The following is a 22,836-nucleotide window of genomic DNA, read 5'->3' as shown; positions in this document are numbered from 1 at the left end:
GTAAGTAGCTCCATATTATAAAAGCTGCACAACTGTATTACCAAAATCAAAAAGCAATGAAACACTGTATTCGACGGAAAAAGATCCAGCCGAATTTTAAAATGCTACTTGTTTCTGTAGCGTTCGTCATCTCTCAATTTACTACAATGCTGCCGTCAGCACATGCCCAACCTCTCTCAACAAAGAGAATTTATTGGGGCGCAAGCAAGATGACTTTAAAAAATGCCTTTGAAGAAATTGAAAGGCTAACCGGAGCATCAATCAACTATAATAACGCTCAGTTAAACCTGCAAAAGGTTGTGCAGATTGAAAAAAGCGAACGCAGCGTTGCAGAGATTATGAGCATATTACTTAATGGAAGTGCTCTTACTTACAAACTTGCAGGAGAAAAAAATATCCTGATTGTTCCAAAGGCTCAGCCTTCAGGAAAAATAACAGGTAAGGTGACTGATGAACAAGGAGAAACTCTTCCAGGAGCATCTGTTAAAGTTGTGGAACTAAACAGATCAGCTACCACAGATATCTACGGCAGATATTCTATAGCTGTACCTCCCGGTACTTATACTCTTGAAGTAAATTTCATTTCTTTTGGGAAGGTAACTGTGAGCGGGGTTAAAGTTAACGATCGTGGCGAGGTGACACAAAACTTCAAGTTGAAGCAAACCTCCAATGCTCTTACTGAGGTAGTTGTAACGGCTTTGGGTATTAAAAGGGAAGAAAAATCGTTAGGATATTCATCCACTACGGTAGACAGTACTCAGCTTACCAATGCAGTTTCCACTAACTGGACCGATGGTTTATCGGGGAAAGTAGCGGGATTAAATCTGGTAAGGAACAGCGGCCCGGCGGGATCCAATAAAATCATTTTGCGGGGTGAAAACAATCTTACTGGTGATAATGAAGCTTTAATCGTAATTGACGGGGTAGTTGCATCAAGTAGTTCTCGCCGCACTGCTGCCACAGGTGGAGGTGTGTATGGAACTTCAGGGGATATTATGCCGGCAGATTATGGCAATGCCCTAGCCGACTTAAACCCAGAAGATATAGAAACAGTAACGGTGCTAAAAGGCCCTGCAGCCTCCGCCCTATACGGTCAACGCGGAGCAAACGGAGCTGTTGTAATTACAACCAAATCTGCCACGAAGGGTAGAAATAAAATTGGAATTACAATAACCTCAAACAACTCATGGGAAAATGTAAATCGGGGACCTGATCGTCAACAGGAATTTGGAGCAGGAACATTTGGGGTTCCTTACTTTTCTTTCGGAACTACCGTTGATGGACCTAGTACCAATGCAACCAGTGCCACCTGGGGACCTTCATTTAAAACTGGCGGGATGTTCTATCAGTTCGACCCAGTAACAAAGGCAAGAGGAGTTGACAGAACTCCCTGGATCGCTCATGAAGATCCAATTAGTGCCTATTTCAAAACAGGAACCGAGTCTACAAATTCGGTAAGCTTGGATGGAACTTATAAAAAAATTGGATTACGTTTTTCTGCCAGTCACGGTAACAATGAATGGATTGCTCCCAATACGGGATTAGAACGAACCAATGTTTCCCTAAATGCAAATACAGACATTACAAAAAAGTTCAGTTTAAATGTAAAAGCTCAGTATAGCAACAGACATAGCGATAACTTGCCTGCAACAGGTTATGGAAACCAATCTTTGATGTATTGGTTTATGTTCGCGCAACCAAATGTTAACGTAGATTGGTATAGAGATTATTGGGTAACAGGAAGAGAATATCAACAGCTTGTTAATATCACAACAACTAACCCGGAAAGTCCTTACGCCATTGCCGAGCAGTTTATAAATTCACAAAAGCGAAACGGGCTTCTCGGTAACATTCAAGGTACTTACAAATTTACAAAGGAGCTAAGCTTAATGGGCCGGGCTTCTGTAGACTTTAACCGGGAACGCAGAGGAACACAACGTCCATGGGATGCCGCAGGAAACAAGTTTGCTCACGGCTCTTATCGAGTTGGAAACATTCGTTCTTACGAAATTAACGCAGATTTCTTATTCAGGTACACAAAGCAGTTTAATAAGGACTTGCAAATGACAGCGAACGTTGGTGGTAGTCGTATGCGTAATGTGTATAATGCTCTTGAAACACGTGCAGACGGATTAGTAATCCCAAATCTTTACAGTCTCGCTAATAACGAAAGTCCTTTAGTTCTCGTTCCTGACACTGCCAGGTATAGGATCAATAGCTTCTATGGAGCAGCCTCGTTTGGATATAAGAATTACTTATACTTGGACATCACAGGTCGTCAGGACTGGAATAGTACTTTAGCTACGGCAAACAGGACGGATAATGTAGGGTTCTTCTATCCTTCTGCCAGTCTTGCTTTCATCGCTTCGGATTTTTGGAAGCTGCCAACAACTTTCAGTTTCTTAAAATTCAGAGCTTCTCTTGCACAAGTAGGTAGTGGAAGTACAACTCCTTACAGGACAGCCTATAATTATCAATATGCAAGTTCAGGAATTTATCCTGACAGCGCGACAAATAATCCAAGGATACTGCCTAATCCTAACCTAAAGCCATTAATCACTACAACCACAGAGCTTGGACTGGACTTAAGATTGTTCCGGAACCGTTTGAACTTCGACGTGGCAGTTTATCAAGGCAACACAAAGAATCAGATATTGAATCGTATTGTTGACAGATCGACAGGTTACAATGTTCAAGTTGTTAACATAGGACGCGTAGATAATAAAGGGATCGAGCTAGCTGTGAACGGTACTCCATTACAAGCAAAGAACTTTAAATGGACCACCTACGCTACATTTTCTGCCAATAGAAACAAAATAAAAGAGTTAGCAGACAGCTCGCTTGTACTCCGTACTGGAGCATTAGGAGGCGGACAGGTGGTAGCAAATGTTGGTGGAAGTATGGGCGACCTCTATGGCAGAGGATACTTGCGTTCTCCGGACGGACAGATTGTTTATAACGCCCGGACGGGAGTAGCACTAGAAAATCCAGACCTGCTTTATTTGGGTAACACTATACCTAAATTCAAGATGAGTTTTGGTACGGGCTTTACCTACAAAAGAATAAATGTTAATGCTTTATTCGATGCTCAACTAGGTGGTGTTGGCCATTCCCTTACTTTCTCAAGGATGGCTTCTTTAGGTAAACACGCTGTTACATTACCAGGACGATATAATGGAATGATTGGAGAGGGTGTGGTACAAGATGCTGATGGAAAATACCGTAAGAATGACGTGATTGCCACTGATATTGCTGCTTACTACGAGTCCATTTATGGAAGTGGTCAGGCTGAAGGAAGTATTTTCAGAACTGATTTCTTAAAATTCCGTGAAGCAAGTATCGGCTATTCCCTTAATAAAAGAATGTTGAATGCGATCGGAATCAGCAGGGCTACTTTTAGTGTCTATGGCAGAAATCTCTTTATCTGGTCGCCTTGGCCAGCTTTCGATCCTGAATTTGGTACACTAGCAGGTTCTGATATACAGCAAGGATTCGAAACAGGTCAATTACCGTCTACCCGGACCATGGGCTTACGTGTGGTTGTAGGTATTTAATCTTAAAGAAATAATGAAAAAGAATAAAAATTTAGTTTTCTATATACTATCAGCACTATTAAGCTTTTCGACATTGTCGTGTACGAAGGGCTTTATTGAAGAAAACACAGACCCTATTGGACAAAGAAGCACTCAAGCGAATCAATTGTTAGCTCCGGCGTTGGTAAATATTCTGAGTACGAATATGATCCGCAACTGGAACTTCAATAACCAGTTGATGCAGGTGACAGTGGAAATAAATGACTCTGAAGGCCGGGTATTTCGTTACGATATAAGAAGGAATCAGGCGGACTATACCTGGAACAACTGGTATTTGAATCTGACAGATTTGAAAAATATTTACACGATTGCTAGTCAGCCCGAGAGCCTTAATAAGTCATACCAAGCTATATCTCTTATTACTCAAACCTGGGCGTATTCACTTTTAACTGACACCTATGGTGATGTTCCCTATTTCGAAGCTAACAACGGGAAGGATGGCAATATTCAGCCAGCTTTTGACAGGCAACAGGACATCTATGCCGACATGTTCAAAAAGCTTGAAGAAGCCAACAACCTTTTGAAAGAAAGTCCTCCAATTGTTGCGACTAGTGATCCGGTTTATCAAGGTGATCTTTCAAGATGGAGGAGATTCGGAAATTCCCTTTATTTGAGATTGTTACTTAGGGCATCGGGAAAAACAGAGGTAGCACCAGCTGTTATTGCAAAAATCAAAGAAATTGTTGACACAAAGCCAGCAGAATACCCTATTATGGAAAACAATAACCATACTGCGCGTATCCTGTGGAATGGCACTAATACTAGTACAGCCGTTTTTTCTTCGCCCTATATGGTTAATATTCGCCCAGTTGATTTCAGAGGAATGCCCATTGCCGATTTCTTTCTGGGCAAACTGGTTGCATGGGACGACCCAAGGGTAGACCCCGATTTGGGTACTGCAGGAGTTCCAAGATTAGGAATTGACAGGGGGGCCGACGGATGGGTAGGTATACCCAGTGGTTATGAACCCGGATTAGGGCTTACAACTCAGGCGCATTTCAATTCTGATGCAGAAAGCAAACTAACATTACAGACGGATAAAAACACCGGTATAATTCTGAACACGGCAGAAGTTAGCTTTATACTAGCTGAGGCAGCGGCCAAGGGCTGGATTAGCGGATCTGCAGAAGATTATTATTACAAAGGAATGGCAGATGCAATTAATTACTGGATGCCTACTTACATTACTAGCCCTTCAGATCAGAAGTTTAAGGATTATGTGAATGCGGCATCTAATTTAAAATGGGATGCGAATCTGCCCCTCGAATCTAGTACTAGCAATAGAAGTAAAATGGAAATGATCCACCTGCAAAAGTACTATGCCATGTTCCTGGTTGATTTGCAGCAATGGTTTGAGTATCGTCGTACTGGGCACCCAATTTTACCAAAGGGAACTGGCCTGGTCAACGGACAAAAGATGCCAGCAAGATTGTACTATCCACAAATCATACAATCAACGAACCCAACAAGTTACAAAAATGCTGTAGCGGCGCAAGGGCCAGATGACATTAATACACTTGTTTGGTGGCAAAAACCTTAGGATTACTGCTTAATTAGGATTCTGCATTTGGTAAAACAAGGGTTAAATGCAGGATTTTGGGACAAAAAAATCATGACAGATTCAATGAAAAAGTTTTTAAAAATACACCTACTAATAATTGGAGCTCTGGTAGGTATTCTTTCCTCTTGCGAACGTGACACTGATTTCGTTCAAGGTACACCTAGCCCCTATATTTCTAATTTGGACATCAGGAAGCTTTATAAGGGAACTGAGGTAGTTTTAACCAAAGAAGTAACCAGGGAGGCGAGTTTTGTAACGGGACAAGTTACCTCAGATCACTCCGGTCACAACCTTCCAGCTGGACTATTAATCATCCAGAATCTACGGCGAGCAGGTAACGGAATAGATTCGTTAAGAGGAATTGCCATTAACATCGGTGAAGCGGCAGCGACATACGTACCCGGTGATTCAGTAACTGTTAAAATAGAAGGCGGTGTACTAAAGAGAGTTGATGGTATATTACAAATTACAGGAATTTCAGCTTCTAATGTTCAGAAGATAACTTCTGGCGTCAAGTTGCTTAGAACACCTCTTTCTGCTGCCACCATCCTAGCAAAACCAGACAACTTTGAAGGATGCTACGGAATGCTTAACAACTGCAACTTTGAACCGAATATTGGAATTGAAACAATCGAAGGCACAAAATTACTAAATGATGGCTCTGGAGAAGTTGAAATGCATGTGAGTAGTTCTGCAGATTTTAAATTAGAGAAACTGCCATGGACAGCGAGGGTAACAGGTATCATACTCCCTTCGGCTACTACTAAAATTCCTCAAATATGGCCGCGTGTAAAGAGTGATTTTTTTGCTACTAGTATTATTGTAGACCCTACAATCCCATTGGGTCCTCACCCGGCAATTATCACAGGCTACTTTGCTAATCCTACTAGTACAGATGCCAATTATGAGTACATCCAGTTCATGGCGACCCAAGATCTGGACTTCAGACAGAAGAAATTTACTGTTTACACGACAAATAACGCTGGAGCCTCAACACCAACTGGCTTTCCACTAGAAGGTTGGAATACAGGAGGTCTTAGAACTTATAGATTTGATCTAACACAAGGAACCGTTGCTAAAGGGACGTTCTTCTATGTTGGTGGATTTAAACAGATTGGTGGTATCGGTTCGACTGATATCAGTGACGCTAACTGGATTGTAAGTAAGCTTTATAATAATGTTCCGGGCGACAAATATCATAACGAAAAAGGGCCGCAAGAAAGGAACATTGGAGATAGAACATCAAATTTACTGGCAAACAGCGGTAATGCTGCCGGGATCGCCATTTTTCCAACTCTCGTTGTTGATAAAACCACCGAACCGTCTGATGTTATATTTTTCGCAGGAACAGGCAACAACATTTTTGGTGATGGTGTGGGTTATTCAATTACTAACAATGATCTTTACACTACCATGTCAGGCCAAACACCACAACCATTCTTTTTGCAAGGAACTAATACCAGCCGATTCGCAGTTCCGATAGATAGCGAATTCAGCTATCTCGGTGGGACATACGACGCTTCGTTAAAAAGATGGACTACCAAACGTACGCATAAAACAGCACCAGTTACAAGCAAATCGCCGTTATCGGTTATTGAGAAAATGACTGGGGCAACTAAAGTTGTTAACTAATTGCAGCTGTAGTATCACAGTATATTTGGATTTAAATACTGTAATTCATTGACTATAAACTATCCGGAGACAAAGACACAACATAGGTTGCTACTTGCCTACCGGATAGTTTATTTACTCACCTTCTGGATCATTAAGATTTTCAAAGGTAATCGATGATGTATTACATTAATTATACAGGGATTGTTATACAAGATCAAAGGAACGTGTTTATTCGAATTCCTTTGGTTTGAGAGTTCTCCTAAAGTAGACGACTAAAGAAAGATTTTATCTCTACCTTGAAAGACCCCTCCTACCATCTGCCGGCCCAAAGTTCCCTTAGCAAGAGTGAAGTTTAAAAAGATTACTTAACTCCAAAACATTTTTTTTACAAGAAACCCTTCAATCGAAATATGAATCTAACAGTAAAAAAAGTAGGAAAAGCCCTGGCTTTTAGCTCCCTTTCCCTACTCCTACCACTGATTTCCCAGGCACAGCTTCCGACCAATAATCCGAAAGCGGGGAAAGTGCTACTTCCAAATGGATGGTCCTTGAGTCCCGCTGGCCGTTCTCTGCCTCTTGGCGACCTTCCATTGAATACTGCTCTATCTTCCAACAAGAAATATCTGGCGGTGACGAATAACGGACAGGGAGATCAGAGTATCTTGCTTATCGACCCGAAATCAGAAAAACGCTTAGACTCTGTTTCCATCAAAAAAGCTTGGTACGGGCTAAAATTCAATGAGAAAAGTGATCAGCTTTATGTGTCAGGAGGGAACGATAATATTATCCTCTCCTACCCTATTACTGCCGGCAAATTTGGAAAGGCCGATACTATCCGGCTGGGAAAAGCATGGCCAAATAAGATAAGTCCGGCCGGCCTTGACGTTGACACTAAAAGTGCCCGGTTGTATACCGTTACCAAGGAAGACAGTTGCTTATATGTTATTGATCTGAACATCAAAAAAAGAGTCAATAAAATAAAGCTTAAATCTGAGGCCTACAGTTGCGTTCTGAATCCGGCAAAAACTGAGTTGTATATATCACTATGGGGAGATGAAAAACTTGCGGTCTACGACATCAAACAAGAGAAGATCGTCGCAGAAATTCAAACGGAGAATCACCCAAATGAGATATTGGTTTCCAATAAAGGGAAGTACATTTATGTTGCTAATGCCAGCGATAATTCTGTATCTGTAATAAATGCGGCTCAACGTAAAGTAATTGAGACCATTTCAGCAACCTTATATCCTACTAAGCTGACAGGGTCTACTACTAACGGACTTGCCCTGTCGGAGGATGAAAAGACTCTATTTATCGCAAACGCGGACAATAATTGTTTGGCGGTGTTCAATGTATCAGAGCCTGGAAAAAGTCGTTCTATGGGATTCATTCCAACGGGTTGGTATCCTACTTCAGTAAAAACGGTTGGAAAAAAGATCTTGGTAAGTAATGGTAAAGGATTTTCATCTTTGCCCAACCCAAAGGGACCACAACCAGTAAAGAAAACTGATAATAGTGCTTCGCACAAAGGGATTACCCCTAATCAGAAAGTGCAATATATAGCCGCTCTTTTCAAAGGTACACTTTCGATTATCGACAAGCCTACTGAGGCACAGCTAAAAGCCTATACTGCACAGGTGTATACAAATACTCCTTACAATAAGGAGAAGGAACAAAATGCGAAGATCGAAGCAGGAAACCCTGTTCCTTCAGGTCCCAACACCAAGTCGCCTATAAAACATGTTTTCTATATTATAAAAGAAAACCGTACTTACGATCAGGTTTTTGGTGATATGCCTCAAGGAAATGGAGATCCTTCACTTTGCATTTTCCCCGAAAAGGTTACCCCTAATCATCACGCACTGGCAAGGCAGTTTGTGTTACTGGATAATTTTTACGTAGATGCAGAAGTGAGTGCTGACGGTCATAACTGGAGTATGGCAGCTTACGCAACAGATTATACTGAGAAGACCTGGCCGATCAGCTATGGTGGCCGTGGTGGAACTTATGATTACGAAGGGAGCCGTAAAATTGCCTATCCACGGGATGGTTTCATTTGGGATTACTGCAAGCGAGCGGGGATAAGCTACCGCAGTTACGGAGAGTTTGGAGCAAATGGGAAGGCTAATATCAAAGCTCTGGAGGGCCGCGTTTGCCCTGGTTATGAAGGTTTCAATATGGACGTTAAAGATATTGACCGTGTGGAGGTGTTCAAGAAAGACTTTGACTCATTGCTTGCGGTGAATCAGGTCCCTCAATTCAGTAGTATCAGGATCGGTAATGATCACACCAGCGGACAGAAGAAAGGAAAGATGAGTCCTATCGCCGCAATGGGCGATAATGATCTTGCACTGGGTAGGCTGGTTGAACATATTTCAAAAAGCCCGATCTGGAAAGAGTCTGCAATTTTTGTACTGGAGGACGACGCGCAAAACGGATCAGACCATATCGATGCTCACAGGTCGCCGGCATTTGTGATAAGTCCCTACACAAAAATGGGTTCAGTCAATCATACTATGTACTCAACATCTGGTATGCTGCGCACAATGGAGCTTATCCTTGGCTTACCACCAATGAGCCAGTACGATGCAGCTGCCAAACCGCTTTCTGAATGCTTCACATCAGTTCCGGACACAAAGCCTTATACTGCCAAAAGTGCCCAGGTTAACCTTGAAGAACGGAATGTTGCCTGGAACAAGAGTGCAGAACGCTCTGAACAGTTCAACTTCGCCAAAGAAGATGCCGCGCCAGACCTTGATTTGAATGAGGTGGTTTGGAAATATGTAAAAGGCGAAGATTCCGTGATGCCGGCTCCCCGCCGCAGTGCTTTTGTACTGATGGAGAATAAAAAAGACGACGATGATTAAAATAAAACATACACTGAGAATTAACACACAATTATGTCTAACAGAAGAAACTTTTTAAAACAGGTAGGATTAACCGGAACTTTGCTTGCTGCACCGGGAACCTTACTTAAAAGCTTTGCCAATCCTTTTAAAGGAGCTGTTGATCTTACTAATATCACTTTAAAAGGAAAGGTACATAGCAACGGAAAAGGGATTGAGGGCGTAGCTGTTACAGATGGTATAAATATTACCACAACAGGCAAAAACGGTAGTTACGAATTAGTAAGTAATAACACCGCTGAGTTTGTGTACATCAGCATTCCCTCGGGATACGAAATACCTAACGAGAAAGGTATTGCAAGTTTCTATAGTCCGATTAAGCGTGACAGCAATATTTTTACTACCGACTTTGCGTTGCAGAAATTGAAACAGGATGATACGAACCATAATTTCGTTGTATGGGCTGATCCGCAGATAAAGACTAAAGAGGATGCGCGCTTACTTAAAACGCAATCTGCACCAGATCTTCGGGATCTTGTTAAGTCTTATCCTGCCGGAACTCTTTTTCATGGAGTTGGTTGCGGCGACCTTGTTTGGGATGAATTTGATCTTTTTGCCGACTATCGTGAAGCTATTCACACAGCCAATATTCCGTTCTTCAACGTGATCGGGAATCATGACCTGGATATGAATGCCAGGTCAGACGAAGGTTCAGCAGATACATTCAAGAAGAACTTTGGTCCTGCCTATTATTCTTTCAACAGAGGTAAAATCCACTATGTAGTTCTTGATGATGTGTTCTTCATGGGATTGGAAAAGCACTATATGGGATATATTACCGAAAAGCAGTTTCAATGGCTCGAGCAGGATTTGAAGTTTGTTAAGCCCGGCTCTACACTTGTTATCAATCTTCACATTCCAACTTTTACCAATCAGTCTAAGCGAGACAAAAAAACTGAACCGGAAGTTGGAGCCGTGGTGATGAACCGTAAGCGTTTATATGATATGCTAAAGGCTTATACTGTTCATTTTATGTCTGGTCATACCCACTTTAACGAGGTATGGATTGAAGGCAATTTGACAGAACATAATCATGGTACTGTGTGTGGAGCCTGGTGGTCAGGACCAATTTGTGGCGATGGAACTCCTTCTGGTTATGGGGTCTATGAGGTAAAAGGCAATGAGCTAAGCTGGTACTATAAAGCAACCGGGCAACCTAAAGAACATCAGATAAGAATTTATGCGCCAGGCAGACATAAAGACTTCCCGGATGAGGCCAGCATTAATGTGTGGAATTACGACAAAAATTGGAAGCTGGAATGGTTTGCCGATGGTAAAGCAATGGGACGACCAGAACAACGTACTGCTTATGATCCCTGGGCTTATGAGTTGTATTTGGGAAGTGCAAAACCTAATATAAGGAAGTGGGTTGAACCCAACCTAACGGATCATATATTCTTTATTAAACCGGCATCAACAGTTAAGACCATTAAGGTGGTAGCTACGGATCCCTTTGGCAAGACCTATACAGAAACATTGAATCTTTCTGCATAAGGGCGAATGGAACACATTGGGTCTTACTGATTGTAGACTAAAGTAAAAAAGACTGATAGCAATTCGCTGTCGGTCTTTTTTACTTTAGAATTATCCATCTATTTTATTTCCACAAAGCTTATTGCATAGCCTCCACCTGCCGCGACGAACTGACTTAGCTTGCTTTTGCTGGTCACGTTCACTTTACTTATCGTATATGCTTTCTTATTCGTTTTATAGTGTGCGTCCTTAGCATCAGCATAAATTGTAGCAGAATATTTCCTGCCTGGGTTGAGGAAACTTAAACTGATATTAGACATTCGCGCTGTATTGCCTCCAACACTTCCGAGAAACCATTGACCTGTGCCTTTTGCTTTCCTTGCGACGGTAATATATTCTCCGGGTTCTGCTTCCAGATACTTTGAATCGTCCCAGTCTACCGCCACATCCTTAATAAATTGAAACGCATCCGCATACTTCATGTAATTCTCCGGCAGATCCGCAGCCATTTGAAGAGGGCTATACATGGTTAAATAAAGAGCAAGCTGATTGGCAATAGTACTGTTAAAAGGAGAATTATTATTAGGATTAACTTTGGTGAGATCTAGCTCTAGTATTCCGGGAGTATAATCCATTGGACCACCAATCAACCTGGTAAAAGGCAGTATGGTAACATGATTAGGATTGTTTCCTCCCATTGCCTGATATTCTGTTCCCCTCGCAGCTTCGTTACCGATAAGGTTAGGAAAAGTCCGGGCAATACCTGTAGGTCGAACTGCTTCATGCCCATTAAGCATGATCTTGTATTGCGCTGCTTTTTCTACTGTATATTGATAGTGGTTGATCAGGTGCTGACTGTAATGAAATTCTCCTCTTGGCAATACGCTTCCAACATAACCAGTTTTCACAGCATTGTAGCCATTAGCATTCATAAATTTAAAAGCAGTATCAATATGCCGTTCATAGTTCCGTGAAGAACCGCTGGTCTCGTGATGCATAACCAGCCTTACTCCTTTAGATTTTGCATAGTCATTAAGTTCTGAAACTTTAAAATCAGGATAAGGAGTAACAAAGTCAAAAACGTAATCTTTGAAGTTACCAAACCAGTCTTCCCAACCGACATTCCAACCTTCCACCAAGACAGCATCAAAGCCGTTAGTTGCTGCAAAATCGATGTACTTTCTCACGTTCTTTGTAGTTGCGCCGTGTGTACCGTTTGGTTTCGCCTTTGCAAAGTCGGTGGTACCAAGTAAAACTGAAGGATAATCGTTAGTATAAGACCATGTGCTTTTTCCGGTGATCATTTCCCACCAAACTCCAATGTACTTTACCGGCTTAATCCAGGAGGTATCCTCAATTTTAGCAGGATCATTAAGGTTGTAAGTGATTTTTGAAGCGAGGATTTCCCTGGCATCATCACTTACAATAATAGTACGCCATGGGGTTGTTCTCGGAGACTGCATGTAACCTTTATCACCCAATGCATCTGGCGTTAGCCATGATTCGAAAACCAGATTTTTATCATCAAGATTAAGGTGCATACAAGGATAATTGATCAGAGCTGCTTCATGCAGATTAATGTAGAGGCCATCGGTGGACTTCATCATTAAAGAAGTTTGGACACCGGTAGGGGAAAAAGTTGTCTGAGATACGTTAGGAGTGATTGCCTTTTTCATCAAACCTCTGATCTCCGAAAGTTTAGAGGTTGTGTAATCGTACTCTTGAGTGTCATAATCACCAGGAATCCAAAAAGCGGTATGATCTCCTGCCATGGCAAATTGAGTCTTTTCTTCTTTTATGATGAAATAGATGAGGTTCTTCTGACTCGGGAATTCATAGCGGAAACCCAATCCATCATCAAACAAGCGGAACCGGATCAGAATGCTTCTGTTGGTTTCCTTTTGATTCAAGGTAACCGCAAGTTCGTTATACTTATTCCTTATAGATCTCACCTCACCCCATACTGGCTTCCATGTCTGATCAAAGGAAGTAGATTTAGTATCGGTAAGACTAAAGCCATCAAGTAGAGACTTCTGATCATTCTTCAATTCAAAACCCAATCTGCTTGGTTTTATCACAGTTTTTCCTTTGTAAGTAAGGGCATACATGGGTGAACCAGCAGACGATAATGAAAAATTCATAGTAAATTCTCCGTCAGGAGACTTAAGGATCTGTGCTATTGCAGTTGGTATAAGCAGAAGCACAAAAAACGCGAGGACTAATAGTCGTTTCATATATTAATTCAGTGTGTTTAATGTTTGGTATGAACCCTGCGAAACGGGTTGACCCTGGCTATTTTACAATGGTTAGTTCTTCTCTGTCATTTTATATTTGGCAGTTTCGAACGACAAGACAAATTTCACTGGAGCGTTGCTGAAAAGCTATTTCTTTAATAATTATTTAAACAAAAAAGGCCCACAAAAAACACAACAACCTAATTATCAGACAATTACAATTTAGGCAATAAGAAAAAATTGAAAGTAATTTAAGGTGATTTTAGAGGTATCAGAAGGTTTAAAAACATAACTCTGTTAAAAAAAGGAAGGTTATTTGAAGTAAATGAAGGCTGAAATTTTGACTTAGGTAATTGGTCCCTGAGGTTGGATTTCTTTTAGGTGCAACCTAATGACTTGTATCTACGTACACAAAGATATATCGCAAAGAGATTTTCATAGGTTAGATAAAGGGTGAATTTTTAGAAGGGAGTGCGTTCTGCAACTCCCTTTTTTTATGAAATGACAAACGTTATTTATCTTTCCCAGAAGAACGGCGGATTAATCCCTAATGAGCGTAAGTAAACATACGCCTGGCCCCTATGATGGATTTCATTATCGATAAAGTAGAATAAGGTGGATGATACGGTACCCTCATACTGGCCAAAAGCCAGAACATGCTCCTGAAATCTATCTTCAGCGATTTGTGGAAAGAATAGATTTATCTTTTCGGTTACTTCATCCCATTTGGACAGAAGTTCTTCCTTACTTTGGGGAACATTACCTGTAACGTGTGCCATTTCTTCGCTTGGTTTCCAGTTACCTGTGGCTAATCCTTCCACTCCACCATCTGCCAAGTCTATCAATTCAACCATCAAACCAACAAAAGGTCTCATTCCACCTATTGAGTAATCAAACATTTTGTCTTCAGGGAAAGCCTCAATTACGCGACGCGTAAGAGCGCGGTGTCCCTGCCAGTGGGCTAGTAACTGTTCGGAAGTCATTACCTGATTTAATTTTTCTGTCATTTGAGTAGTTTCCATGATTTTTAGATTTTGTCTAGCAAAGAAACCGGGGACAGATGACAACCCTATGTCAGCAGGATTTGGAAAAAAATTAATTTATACTTTCTTCTGAAAGTTTAATTGGTTTTAAGAGGACAGAAAGTACCTCCGTAAAACTTTCATCTTTCGTTTGTGAGTTTCTGCTCATTGAGGTTTTTCTTCAAAGTCTAATTGTTTTTTATTGGACAAAAAAAACCTTCAAGCTACTTTCGTCCTCTGTTTGAGAGCTTCTGCTTATGAAGATTTCTTCTTCAACCAGGCTCTCACTGGTTCGTCGTAAAGCTTCAAACTAGAATAGCCAATTATAATGGCAGCGATAAAAGTAGCACCAGCACGAAGTAGAATTTCGGGTAATTCTGCATTCTTGTGTTCACTAACCCATCCAAAATAAATATAGATAAGAGGATAATGAGTGATATAAAGAGGGTATGAAAGGTCGCCCAGCCATTTACAGAGTTTTGATTCCCTTTCGGTATGCAATTTACCACTCGCCCCGAGGTAAACGATAAGCGGAAAAATCAGAATGATACTTAAAGAATCATAAAGGCCGTTCATCCAGAGGTGATCCTTACCTCCGACCCTTGGGAAGGCTAATATGATAAAAAGCAGTAAACTGCACATAAGAAATGCGTTCTTTACCTGGGTAAGCTTAGAAACACGAAACAGCAATAATCCTCCGAAAAAAGGAAAGAGCATACGGGTGAAACCAACACGTAATTGCTCTGGAGTAAGGGACCATCCACCCACTACGTCTCCGTTTTTGCTTGTCACAGCGTAATGAACCAGTAAAGCAGCTGTGATAGTTACTAATAACCAGAGGGCCATTTTTGAAAGTTTACGTAAGCCCAGTGCATAAAAAATATTAGCTAGATATTCAAAGAAGAGCGACCATCCCGGCCCATTCAACGGGTGCATTTCCTGCCAACCCCTGATATCCCTTGAGACCGGAAGAGGTAAAAGAGTAAAGCCAATAAACATGGTAAGAATAACTTTCCATAGAGGGACGGCATGAATTTCGGGAAATACTGGTGACGCAGAGAAATAAAAACATATAGCGCCAATAATCATGCCCAAGACAACCATAGGCTGAAGACGGACTAAACGGCGTTTGAAAAAATCCCCAATTGTCATTTTCTCCCAGCGATCATCATAGGCGTAGCCGATCACAAACCCTGAGAGCAGGAAAAAGAAATCGACAGCAAGGTAACCGTGATTTACGATTTGATCAAGGTGACTGGTAGCATGGGCTTCGAAAATATGAAAGATAACAACTGTAATTGCAGCAACGCCCCGGAGACCATCTAAAATGGGATAGTGCGGCTTAGAGGCGGATAGATTTTCGTTCATAAGTGGTGTGTTTGAGGCGGGAAAATTGCTAAAAAAATCCAATAATTCCCCAGCCAATTACACACATTATCAGAAATGCTTTTACACAAATAAATGCTGATAATTTTACTACTATTAAGCTGATCTTCGAATTTCGTTCGAGGTGTGTGAATAGGCTGCCGGATAAGATATTTCCTCGCACTTCCCTTCTTCCCAACGGTTAAGGCTATAAACGATGTGTAGGGCCACCTGCTCGTCGATCAAATCTTCCTTCAAATTATTCTGATGAAACAGAAAGCTCAGATCAATAACTTGCAGTGGTTTGTCTGTCCGGGAAAGTATCGGCGAAGCTGTGCTATAAGCCTTGGAACCCTTAATTAATATATATCTTACTCCTAAATCAACAAGTCTGTCCACAACTTCTCCAGTAAGCTCATCACATGAAGAAACTATAACAGCCTCTTTGCCCTCTGCAAAATCAGCCGTTGCGAGAGTCAGAGGGTTTGTAATTAGTGTAATAAGATGCCTCCTCACATTGGCAAGTGCCAGCGGCTCTTTCTCGCTCGATCTTATACTATATGCTATGGCTCTCATTTCATTAGGATTTAGTACAAAAGTAGATAGTTGCATGATATTACAACATGAGTATAGTCAAGGGGTAAAGTGATGATTATCAAATTTGTTAAAAAAAAGTATCAGCAAGGTAACATAATTGTCCTAATAGCGTAGACGAATGCATTTCAGCTACTACCTTTTCTGGTAGCTGAATAGAGTTTGGACTAAGGAGAAGATCCTTTCAATTTTTATTAGATGTTTAAAAAAGCTTTGTTAGCCAAGGCCGGCGCTCTTTTTTGCCTTAACTTTGGAGTCTTTTTTGCTGTTTTATTATTTCTTTTAGGGCTTAGCAACAGCGAGTTAAGAGCCCAAGCCCCTGGTTTAATCTTCAAACCCGTATCCGATACAACCTACCGTTCCGTGATGGATCCTAATGGAGATGGGTATACATCGTTAACTTCCTCCGGTTTTGCTAGTAAAGATTATGGCACATCAAGTGAACTGCAGATGGTGTCCATTCCTCTTTTAGTTACAGAGCCTTCAGCCGACCTTTCTACAGGTGCCTCCGGTGGTCATACCGAGATCGTGAGTTTAGATGGCTCAAATTCTGTTTTTGTACTTAAAAGGACAGTAAAAGGAATAGACTATTTCATCGTACGCTTTCGGATTGGGAAGACCTCCACTGCCAGAAAGGGGTACTCCCTATTGATAGATACCGACAATCAGTTTTCTGGAAACGGATCGAATCCGGGCTTTGAAAAGGAAGTAATACTTGAAACGGGCTTTGGAGTAAAAATCTACACTCATAATGTAGCTACAGGATCAATTTCTGACACCAAAACTTACGATCTGGATTCACATTATCAGAAATCAATTGCCTACAGTACGAATGACGGGGATCCTGATTATTTTTATGACTATTATGTTCCATTCAATGATCTAGGAATAAGCACTAACGTCCGATTTGGCGCAACTACAATAACAAGCGCTCAAAGTGGAATAACAGGTACTTATTCTGATATCAATGGTATCAACGATCAGTTATATGGAGCAGATAAATCAAAGATCTGGAAAACCATTATTACAACATTTCCTCCGACCAATCTCAACAACTTAACTGCAGGTGGGTCCTTCTCGGCTTTAATAAGTTATGCTCCTACAATTACCAGCAATATATCTATAAATAGCACTAGTATATCCGGAGTAAGTCAGGAAGTTGATGGAACCCAAATAAACCTTTACAGAAAAGTAGGCACGGGAAGTTATACTTTGCTTACATCTTCGCCGACTGTTATCTCTGGAGGCTGGTCTTGGACAATACCTGCAGGAGTTACTTTAAATAAAACAGACCTGATCTACGCAACAGCTGTTGCTTCTGGCAAGTCCGAATCAGCAGCCTCTAATATTGTTGAGGTAACAGGTTCTCCTTGCTATACAGTAGCGCCAATAATAACCGCGAGAAACAATGGTCAGAAAACAATACAAGGTACCTGGAACTCGGGGACAACAAATAACGGACAGGTTAGGATTCGACTGTTTGAACAACTTCCTAATAAAACTTTTTCTGAGATCAACCCAGGTACGACTACTTATGCAGCTACCGATGGAACATGGACATTTTCTATAGGTGGAACAGGAAACATTAACTCGGGCGTTTTTTATGCAACGGCAACTGTTGGTAGCTGCCAGTCTGCCTACTCCGGCGGCTCCGTTGGTTCAGAAGTTATAACCCCTGCCCCAATAATAACTACATCTAGCATTTCTCCTTCTTCTGGTTCTACAGGTGTAGTAGTTCAAAGTAACTTCTCGAATTCAACTCTATATTTATATGTAAACGGATCTCTTGTTGCAACATCAGCAAGTACAATTGCTTCGCCCAATACAACTACACTAAGTTACACAGGATTTGCTGAAGGCGACAGAGTAACAGCAAGAGCCCTTGGGAATTTAAGCAACTATTTCCTTTCAGATCTATCTAACACTGTAATTGTAACTTCTGCAAGTGCTGCTCAATCAGCTGCGCCGGCGATAACGGGAACGTATATAGAAGGAGCAGGAAAAACTGTGAGCGGAACCTCAAGTGAACAGGCTGGAACAACTATTACACTGTATAAAGGGGGGACCACTGTTCTTGGATCCACTACTGTCACAGTATATGGTACATGGTCAATAGCCAATTTAACATTAACTGGTAATGATATCCTATCCGCAAAAGCCCTGGCTATGGGGAAAGGCCTTAGTAATGCTTCCAATACGGTCACTGTTACTTCCTTAGCTAACGTTCCTGGAGCTCCTGTAGTTACTACAGGGATTCAGGAGAAACAAAGTCCGATTACTGGAAGCTCTGGAGACACGCAGGTAAAGGTTTATGTGGATGGAACGGTACTATCCAACACGGGAACATCAGGAGCATGGTCGATCGGTGTTCTGGAAGACGAAAGATTCAACCTTTATAAGGGCGCCAAAGTAAGAGCGACTAATACCAAAAGTTCTGTTGAAAGTGCCTATTCTAATGAAGTTATTGTAACAGGGGCCGAATCTTTCATGATAGAAGCTATTGGAGGTGGAAATATAGGACAACAGGTAGCGGGCGTTCCTTTTAACGTCTATATTACTTCAAGAAATAGTTCTAACAGTTTATACACTGGCTATACTGGGAAAAATAGTTTAACATCCAATCTTGGCATATATTATGGAGCTGGTCCGACAGCTGCTTTTACGGCCGGAACGCTAAGCCACAGTCTTACGCTCACAAAAGCTGGATCTCACACCCTAACAACTTATGGCGCTGATGATCCTTACACAAAAGGAACATCCAACACCTTCACAGTAGTGCCAGGTCCTGTAAAATCTATTCAAGTTTCACAACAGCCTTCTTCTACAGCGAGTTCAGGAGTGGCCTTTTCTACCCAGCCGAAAATTACGTTATATGATGGTTATGGGAATATTGCTACTAACGATAATAATACAACCATAAATGTTTCAATTGCCTCCGGAACTGGAACCCTGGCGGGTACCAAAACGGTTACAGCAGTTAATGGTGTGGCCGTGTTTAGTGATTTATTGATTTCCGGAAATGGCAATCATACTCTATCCTTCTCAGCATCAAATGTCACAGGTATTACCGCAACAAATTCTAACTCAATAACTGTAACCGGAACAGCACCGGCGACGCATTTAGTTATAGCAACCCAACCTAGTTCAGCTGCAAATAGCGGTAGTGCTTTTGCTCAGCAACCAACTGTTCAACTTCAGGATGTTGCAGGAGTAAATGTGGCACAATCAGGAGTGCTTATTACTGCATCTATTGTTAGTGGATCCGGAATTTTAGGAGGAACATTAACAGCTACTACTGATGCTGCCGGACAAGCTACTTTTACGGACCTTAAGATTACCGGTGTTACAGGCGACAGGACTTTAGGCTTTACGGCTGCAGGTTTAACTGCTGCCACTTCCAATACGATTACTGTTAATGCTGGATCTGCAACTGCACTTGTTATTGCTACGCAGCCTTCAGCTACTGCTGTTAGTGGTTCTGCTTTTGCTCAGCAACCAGCAGTACAACTAAAAGATGCTTCTGGTAATAATGTGGCTCAATCAGGTGTTGTTATCACAGCTTCTGTTGCAACTGGTTCTGGAAACTTAGCAGGTACCCTAACGGCTACCACCAATGCTTCTGGTCTGGCTACTTTCTCTGATCTGGCTATCACAGGTGTTGCTGGCGACAGAACCTTAAGCTTTACTGCTGCAGGTTTAACCGCTGCTACATCTAATACCATTACTGTTAACGCAGGTGCAGCAACTGCACTTGCTATCGCAACGCAACCTTCAGCTACTGCTGTTAGCGGTTCTGCATTTGTTCAGCAACCAGCAGTACAACTAAAAGATGCTTCTGGTAATAATGTGGCTCAATCAGGTGTTGTTATCACAGCTTCTGTTGCAACTGGTTCTGGAAACTTAGGAGGCACCTTAACGGCTACCACTAATGCCTCTGGTCTGGCTACTTTCTCTGATCTTGTTATTACAGGTGTTGCTGGTGACAGAACATTAAGCTTTTCTGCAACAGGTATAACTGCTGCTACGTCTAATACCATCACTGTTAATGCTGGATCTGCAACTGCACTTGTTATTGCTACGCAGCCTTCAGCTACTGCTGTTAGCGGTTCTGCATTTGTTCAGCAACCAGCAGTACAACTAAAAGATGCTTCTGGTAATAATGTGGCTCAATCAGGTGTTGTTATCACAGCTTCTGTTGCAACTGGTTCTGGAAACTTAGGAAGTACCTTAACGGCTACCACTAATGCCTCTGGTCTGGCAACCTTCTCTAACCTAGCTATTACAGGTGTTGCTGGTGACAGAACTTTAAGCTTTACGGCTGCAAGTTTAACTGCTGCCACGTCAAATACCATCACTGTTAATGCTGGTGCAGCAACTCAACTGGCTATTGCTACGCAGCCTTCAGCTACTGCAACCAGTGGTTCGGCATTTGCTCGGCAACCGGCAATACAACTAAAAGATGCTTCTGGTAATAATGTGGCTCAATCAAGTGTTGTTATCACAGCTTCTGTTGCAACTGGTTCTGGAAACTTAGCAGGTACCCTAACGGCTACCACTAATGCCTCTGGTCTGGCTACTTTCTCTGATCTTGTTATTACAGGTGTTGCTGGTGACAGAACATTAAGCTTTTCTGCTGCAGGTTTAACTGCTGCTACGTCTAATACGATTACTGTTAACGCAGGTGCAGCAACTGCTCTTGCTATTACCACTCAGCCAAGCACAACCGCTGTTAGCGGTTCTGCATTTGCTCAACAACCGGCAGTACAACTAAAAGATGCTTCTGGTAATAATGTTGCCCAATCAGGTGTTGTTATCACAGCTTCTGTTGCAACTGGTTCTGGAAACTTAGGAGGCACCTTAACGGCTACCACTAATGCTTCTGGTCTGGCTACTTTCTCTGATCTTGTTATCACAGGTGTTGCTGGTGACAGGACCTTAAGCTTTACCGCTGCAGGTTTAACTGCTGCTACATCGAATACCATCACTATTAATGCTGGTGCAGCAACTCAATTGGCTATTGCTACGCAGCCTTCAGCTACTGCAACCAGTGGTTCGGCATTTGCTCAGCAACCGGCAGTACAACTAAAAGATGTTTCTGGTAATAATGTGGCTCAGGAGAATGTGGAAGTTACTGTTGCCATTGCAAGTGGAAACGGAACAATAGGTGGAACACTTAAAGCATTAACTAACGCTTCTGGTCTGGCTACCTTCTCTAACCTGGCTATTACAGGTGTTGCTGGCGACAGAACTTTAAGCTTTTCTGCAACAGGTATAACTGCTGCTACGTCTAATACGATTACTGTTAACGCAGGTGCAGCAACTGCACTTGTTATTGCTACGCAGCCTTCAGCAACTGCTGTTAGTGGTTCTGCTTTTGCTCAGCAACCAGCAGTACAACTGAAAGATGCTTCTGGTAATAATGTGGCTCAATCAGGTGTTGTTATCACAGCTTCTGTTGCAACTGGTTCTGGAAACTTAGCAGGTACCCTAACGGCTACCACCAATGCTTCTGGTCTGGCTACTTTCTCTGATCTGGCTATCACAGGTGTTGCTGGCGACAGAACCTTAAGCTTTACTGCTGCAGGTTTAACCGCTGCTACATCTAATACCATTACTGTTAACGCAGGTGCAGCAACTGCACTTGCTATCGCAACGCAACCTTCAGCTACTGCTGTTAGCGGTTCAGCTTTTGCTCAACAACCGGCAGTACAACTAAAAGATGTTTCTGGTAATAATGTGGCTCAATCAGGTGTTGTTATCACAGCTTCTGTTGCAACTAGTTCTGGAAACTTAGGAGGTACACTTACTGCTACCACCAACGCTTCTGGTCAGGCTACCTTCTCTGATCTTGTAATTACAGGTGTTGCTGGCGACAGAACCTTAAGCTTCACTGCTGCAGGTTTAACTGCTGCTACTTCAAATACCATCACTGTTAATGCTGGATCTGCAACTGCACTTGTTATTGCTACGCAGCCTTCAACTACTGCTGTTAGCGGTTCTGCATTTGTTCAGCAACCAGCAGTACAACTAAAAGATGCTTCTGGTAATAATGTGGCTCAATCAGGTGTTGTTATCACAGCTTCTGTTGCAACTGGTTCTGGAAACTTAGGAGGCACCTTAACGGCTACCACTAATGCCTCTGGTCTGGCTACTTTCTCTGATCTTGTTATTACAGGTGTTGCTGGTGACAGAACATTAAGCTTTTCTGCAACAGGTATAACTGCTGCTACGTCTAATACCATCACTGTTAATGCTGGATCTGCAACTGCACTTGTTATTGCTACGCAGCCTTCAGCTACTGCTGTTAGCGGTTCTGCATTTGTTCAGCAACCAGCAGTACAACTAAAAGATGCTTCTGGTAATAATGTGGCTCAATCAGGTGTTGTTATCACAGCTTCTGTTGCAACTGGTTCTGGAAACTTAGGAAGTACCTTAACGGCTACCACTAATGCCTCTGGTCTGGCAACCTTCTCT

At 42.0% G+C, this 22,836-nt stretch carries 10 protein-coding genes; 6 read left to right on the top strand and 4 right to left on the bottom strand.

Translation table 11 applies throughout. From position 1 onward, the window contains the following. Positions 1-56 precede the first annotated feature (56 nt). From J4N25_RS17900 to J4N25_RS17880, 5 genes are all read left to right on the top strand, one after another. Entirely contained in the window at positions 57-3,554 is a 3,498-nt protein-coding gene (locus tag J4N25_RS17900) for a SusC/RagA family TonB-linked outer membrane protein (RefSeq protein WP_242695933.1), read from the top strand. Between the two features lie 13 nt (positions 3,555-3,567). Next, on the top strand, positions 3,568-5,133 hold the full coding sequence (locus J4N25_RS17895) for a SusD/RagB family nutrient-binding outer membrane lipoprotein (protein ID WP_207423173.1): 1,566 nt from the start codon (positions 3,568-3,570) through the stop codon (positions 5,131-5,133). Between the two features lie 84 nt (positions 5,134-5,217). Next, positions 5,218-6,786: a DUF5689 domain-containing protein gene (locus J4N25_RS17890; protein WP_207423172.1), complete on the top strand. Its 1,569-nt coding sequence runs from the start codon at positions 5,218-5,220 to the stop codon at positions 6,784-6,786. Positions 6,787-7,178: 392 nt separating this feature from the next. Beyond that, on the top strand, positions 7,179-9,635 hold the full coding sequence (locus J4N25_RS17885) for a bifunctional YncE family protein/alkaline phosphatase family protein (protein WP_207423171.1): 2,457 nt from the start codon (positions 7,179-7,181) through the stop codon (positions 9,633-9,635). A 33-nt stretch (positions 9,636-9,668) separates the two neighbouring features. Then, positions 9,669-11,168 carry a calcineurin-like phosphoesterase C-terminal domain-containing protein gene (locus tag J4N25_RS17880; RefSeq protein ID WP_207423170.1) on the top strand — a complete coding sequence of 500 codons (1,500 nt, stop codon included), beginning with the start codon at positions 9,669-9,671 and terminating at the stop codon, positions 11,166-11,168. Between the two features lie 98 nt (positions 11,169-11,266). Here J4N25_RS17880 and J4N25_RS17875 read toward each other — a convergent pair whose 3' ends face one another. The 4 genes from J4N25_RS17875 to J4N25_RS17860 all read right to left on the bottom strand — a co-directional run bounded on the left by J4N25_RS17875 (position 11,267) and on the right by J4N25_RS17860 (position 16,344). Beyond that, positions 11,267-13,381 (bottom strand): glycoside hydrolase family 97 protein, encoded by a 2,115-nt coding sequence (locus J4N25_RS17875; RefSeq protein WP_207423169.1) that lies wholly within the window; start codon positions 13,379-13,381, stop codon positions 11,267-11,269. A 515-nt stretch (positions 13,382-13,896) separates the two neighbouring features. After that, complete coding sequence (locus J4N25_RS17870) at positions 13,897-14,403, bottom strand: DinB family protein (protein WP_242695932.1); 507 nt, start codon at positions 14,401-14,403, stop codon at positions 13,897-13,899. A gap of 255 nt (positions 14,404-14,658) precedes the next feature. After that, positions 14,659-15,771, bottom strand: a complete 1,113-nt coding sequence (locus J4N25_RS17865) for an acyltransferase family protein (protein WP_207423168.1) — start codon at positions 15,769-15,771, stop codon at positions 14,659-14,661. Positions 15,772-15,885: 114 nt separating this feature from the next. Then, on the bottom strand, positions 15,886-16,344 hold the full coding sequence (locus tag J4N25_RS17860; RefSeq protein WP_207423167.1) for a Rossmann-fold NAD(P)-binding domain-containing protein: 459 nt from the start codon (positions 16,342-16,344) through the stop codon (positions 15,886-15,888). Positions 16,345-16,560: 216 nt separating this feature from the next. Between J4N25_RS17860 and J4N25_RS17855 the strand changes: the two genes are divergently transcribed. Then, positions 16,561-22,836 (top strand): beta strand repeat-containing protein (locus J4N25_RS17855; protein ID WP_207423166.1); only part of this gene is annotated, 6,276 nt, incomplete at its 3' end.

Source organism: Desertivirga brevis, from assembly GCF_017355835.1.
This window is presented reverse-complemented; position numbering and strand designations above follow the sequence as displayed.

Coding starts and splice junctions, on each gene's coding strand:
- J4N25_RS17860 (WP_207423167.1), bottom strand. CDS start 16,344: ATGAGAGCCATAGCATATAGTATAAGATCGAGCGAGAAAGAGCCGCTG.
- J4N25_RS17880 (WP_207423170.1), top strand. CDS start 9,669: ATGTCTAACAGAAGAAACTTTTTAAAACAGGTAGGATTAACCGGAACT.
- J4N25_RS17890 (WP_207423172.1), top strand. CDS start 5,218: ATGAAAAAGTTTTTAAAAATACACCTACTAATAATTGGAGCTCTGGTA.
- J4N25_RS17900 (WP_242695933.1), top strand. CDS start 57: ATGAAACACTGTATTCGACGGAAAAAGATCCAGCCGAATTTTAAAATG.
- J4N25_RS17895 (WP_207423173.1), top strand. CDS start 3,568: ATGAAAAAGAATAAAAATTTAGTTTTCTATATACTATCAGCACTATTA.
- J4N25_RS17870 (WP_242695932.1), bottom strand. CDS start 14,403: ATGGAAACTACTCAAATGACAGAAAAATTAAATCAGGTAATGACTTCC.
- J4N25_RS17885 (WP_207423171.1), top strand. CDS start 7,179: ATGAATCTAACAGTAAAAAAAGTAGGAAAAGCCCTGGCTTTTAGCTCC.
- J4N25_RS17865 (WP_207423168.1), bottom strand. CDS start 15,771: ATGAACGAAAATCTATCCGCCTCTAAGCCGCACTATCCCATTTTAGAT.
- J4N25_RS17875 (WP_207423169.1), bottom strand. CDS start 13,381: ATGAAACGACTATTAGTCCTCGCGTTTTTTGTGCTTCTGCTTATACCA.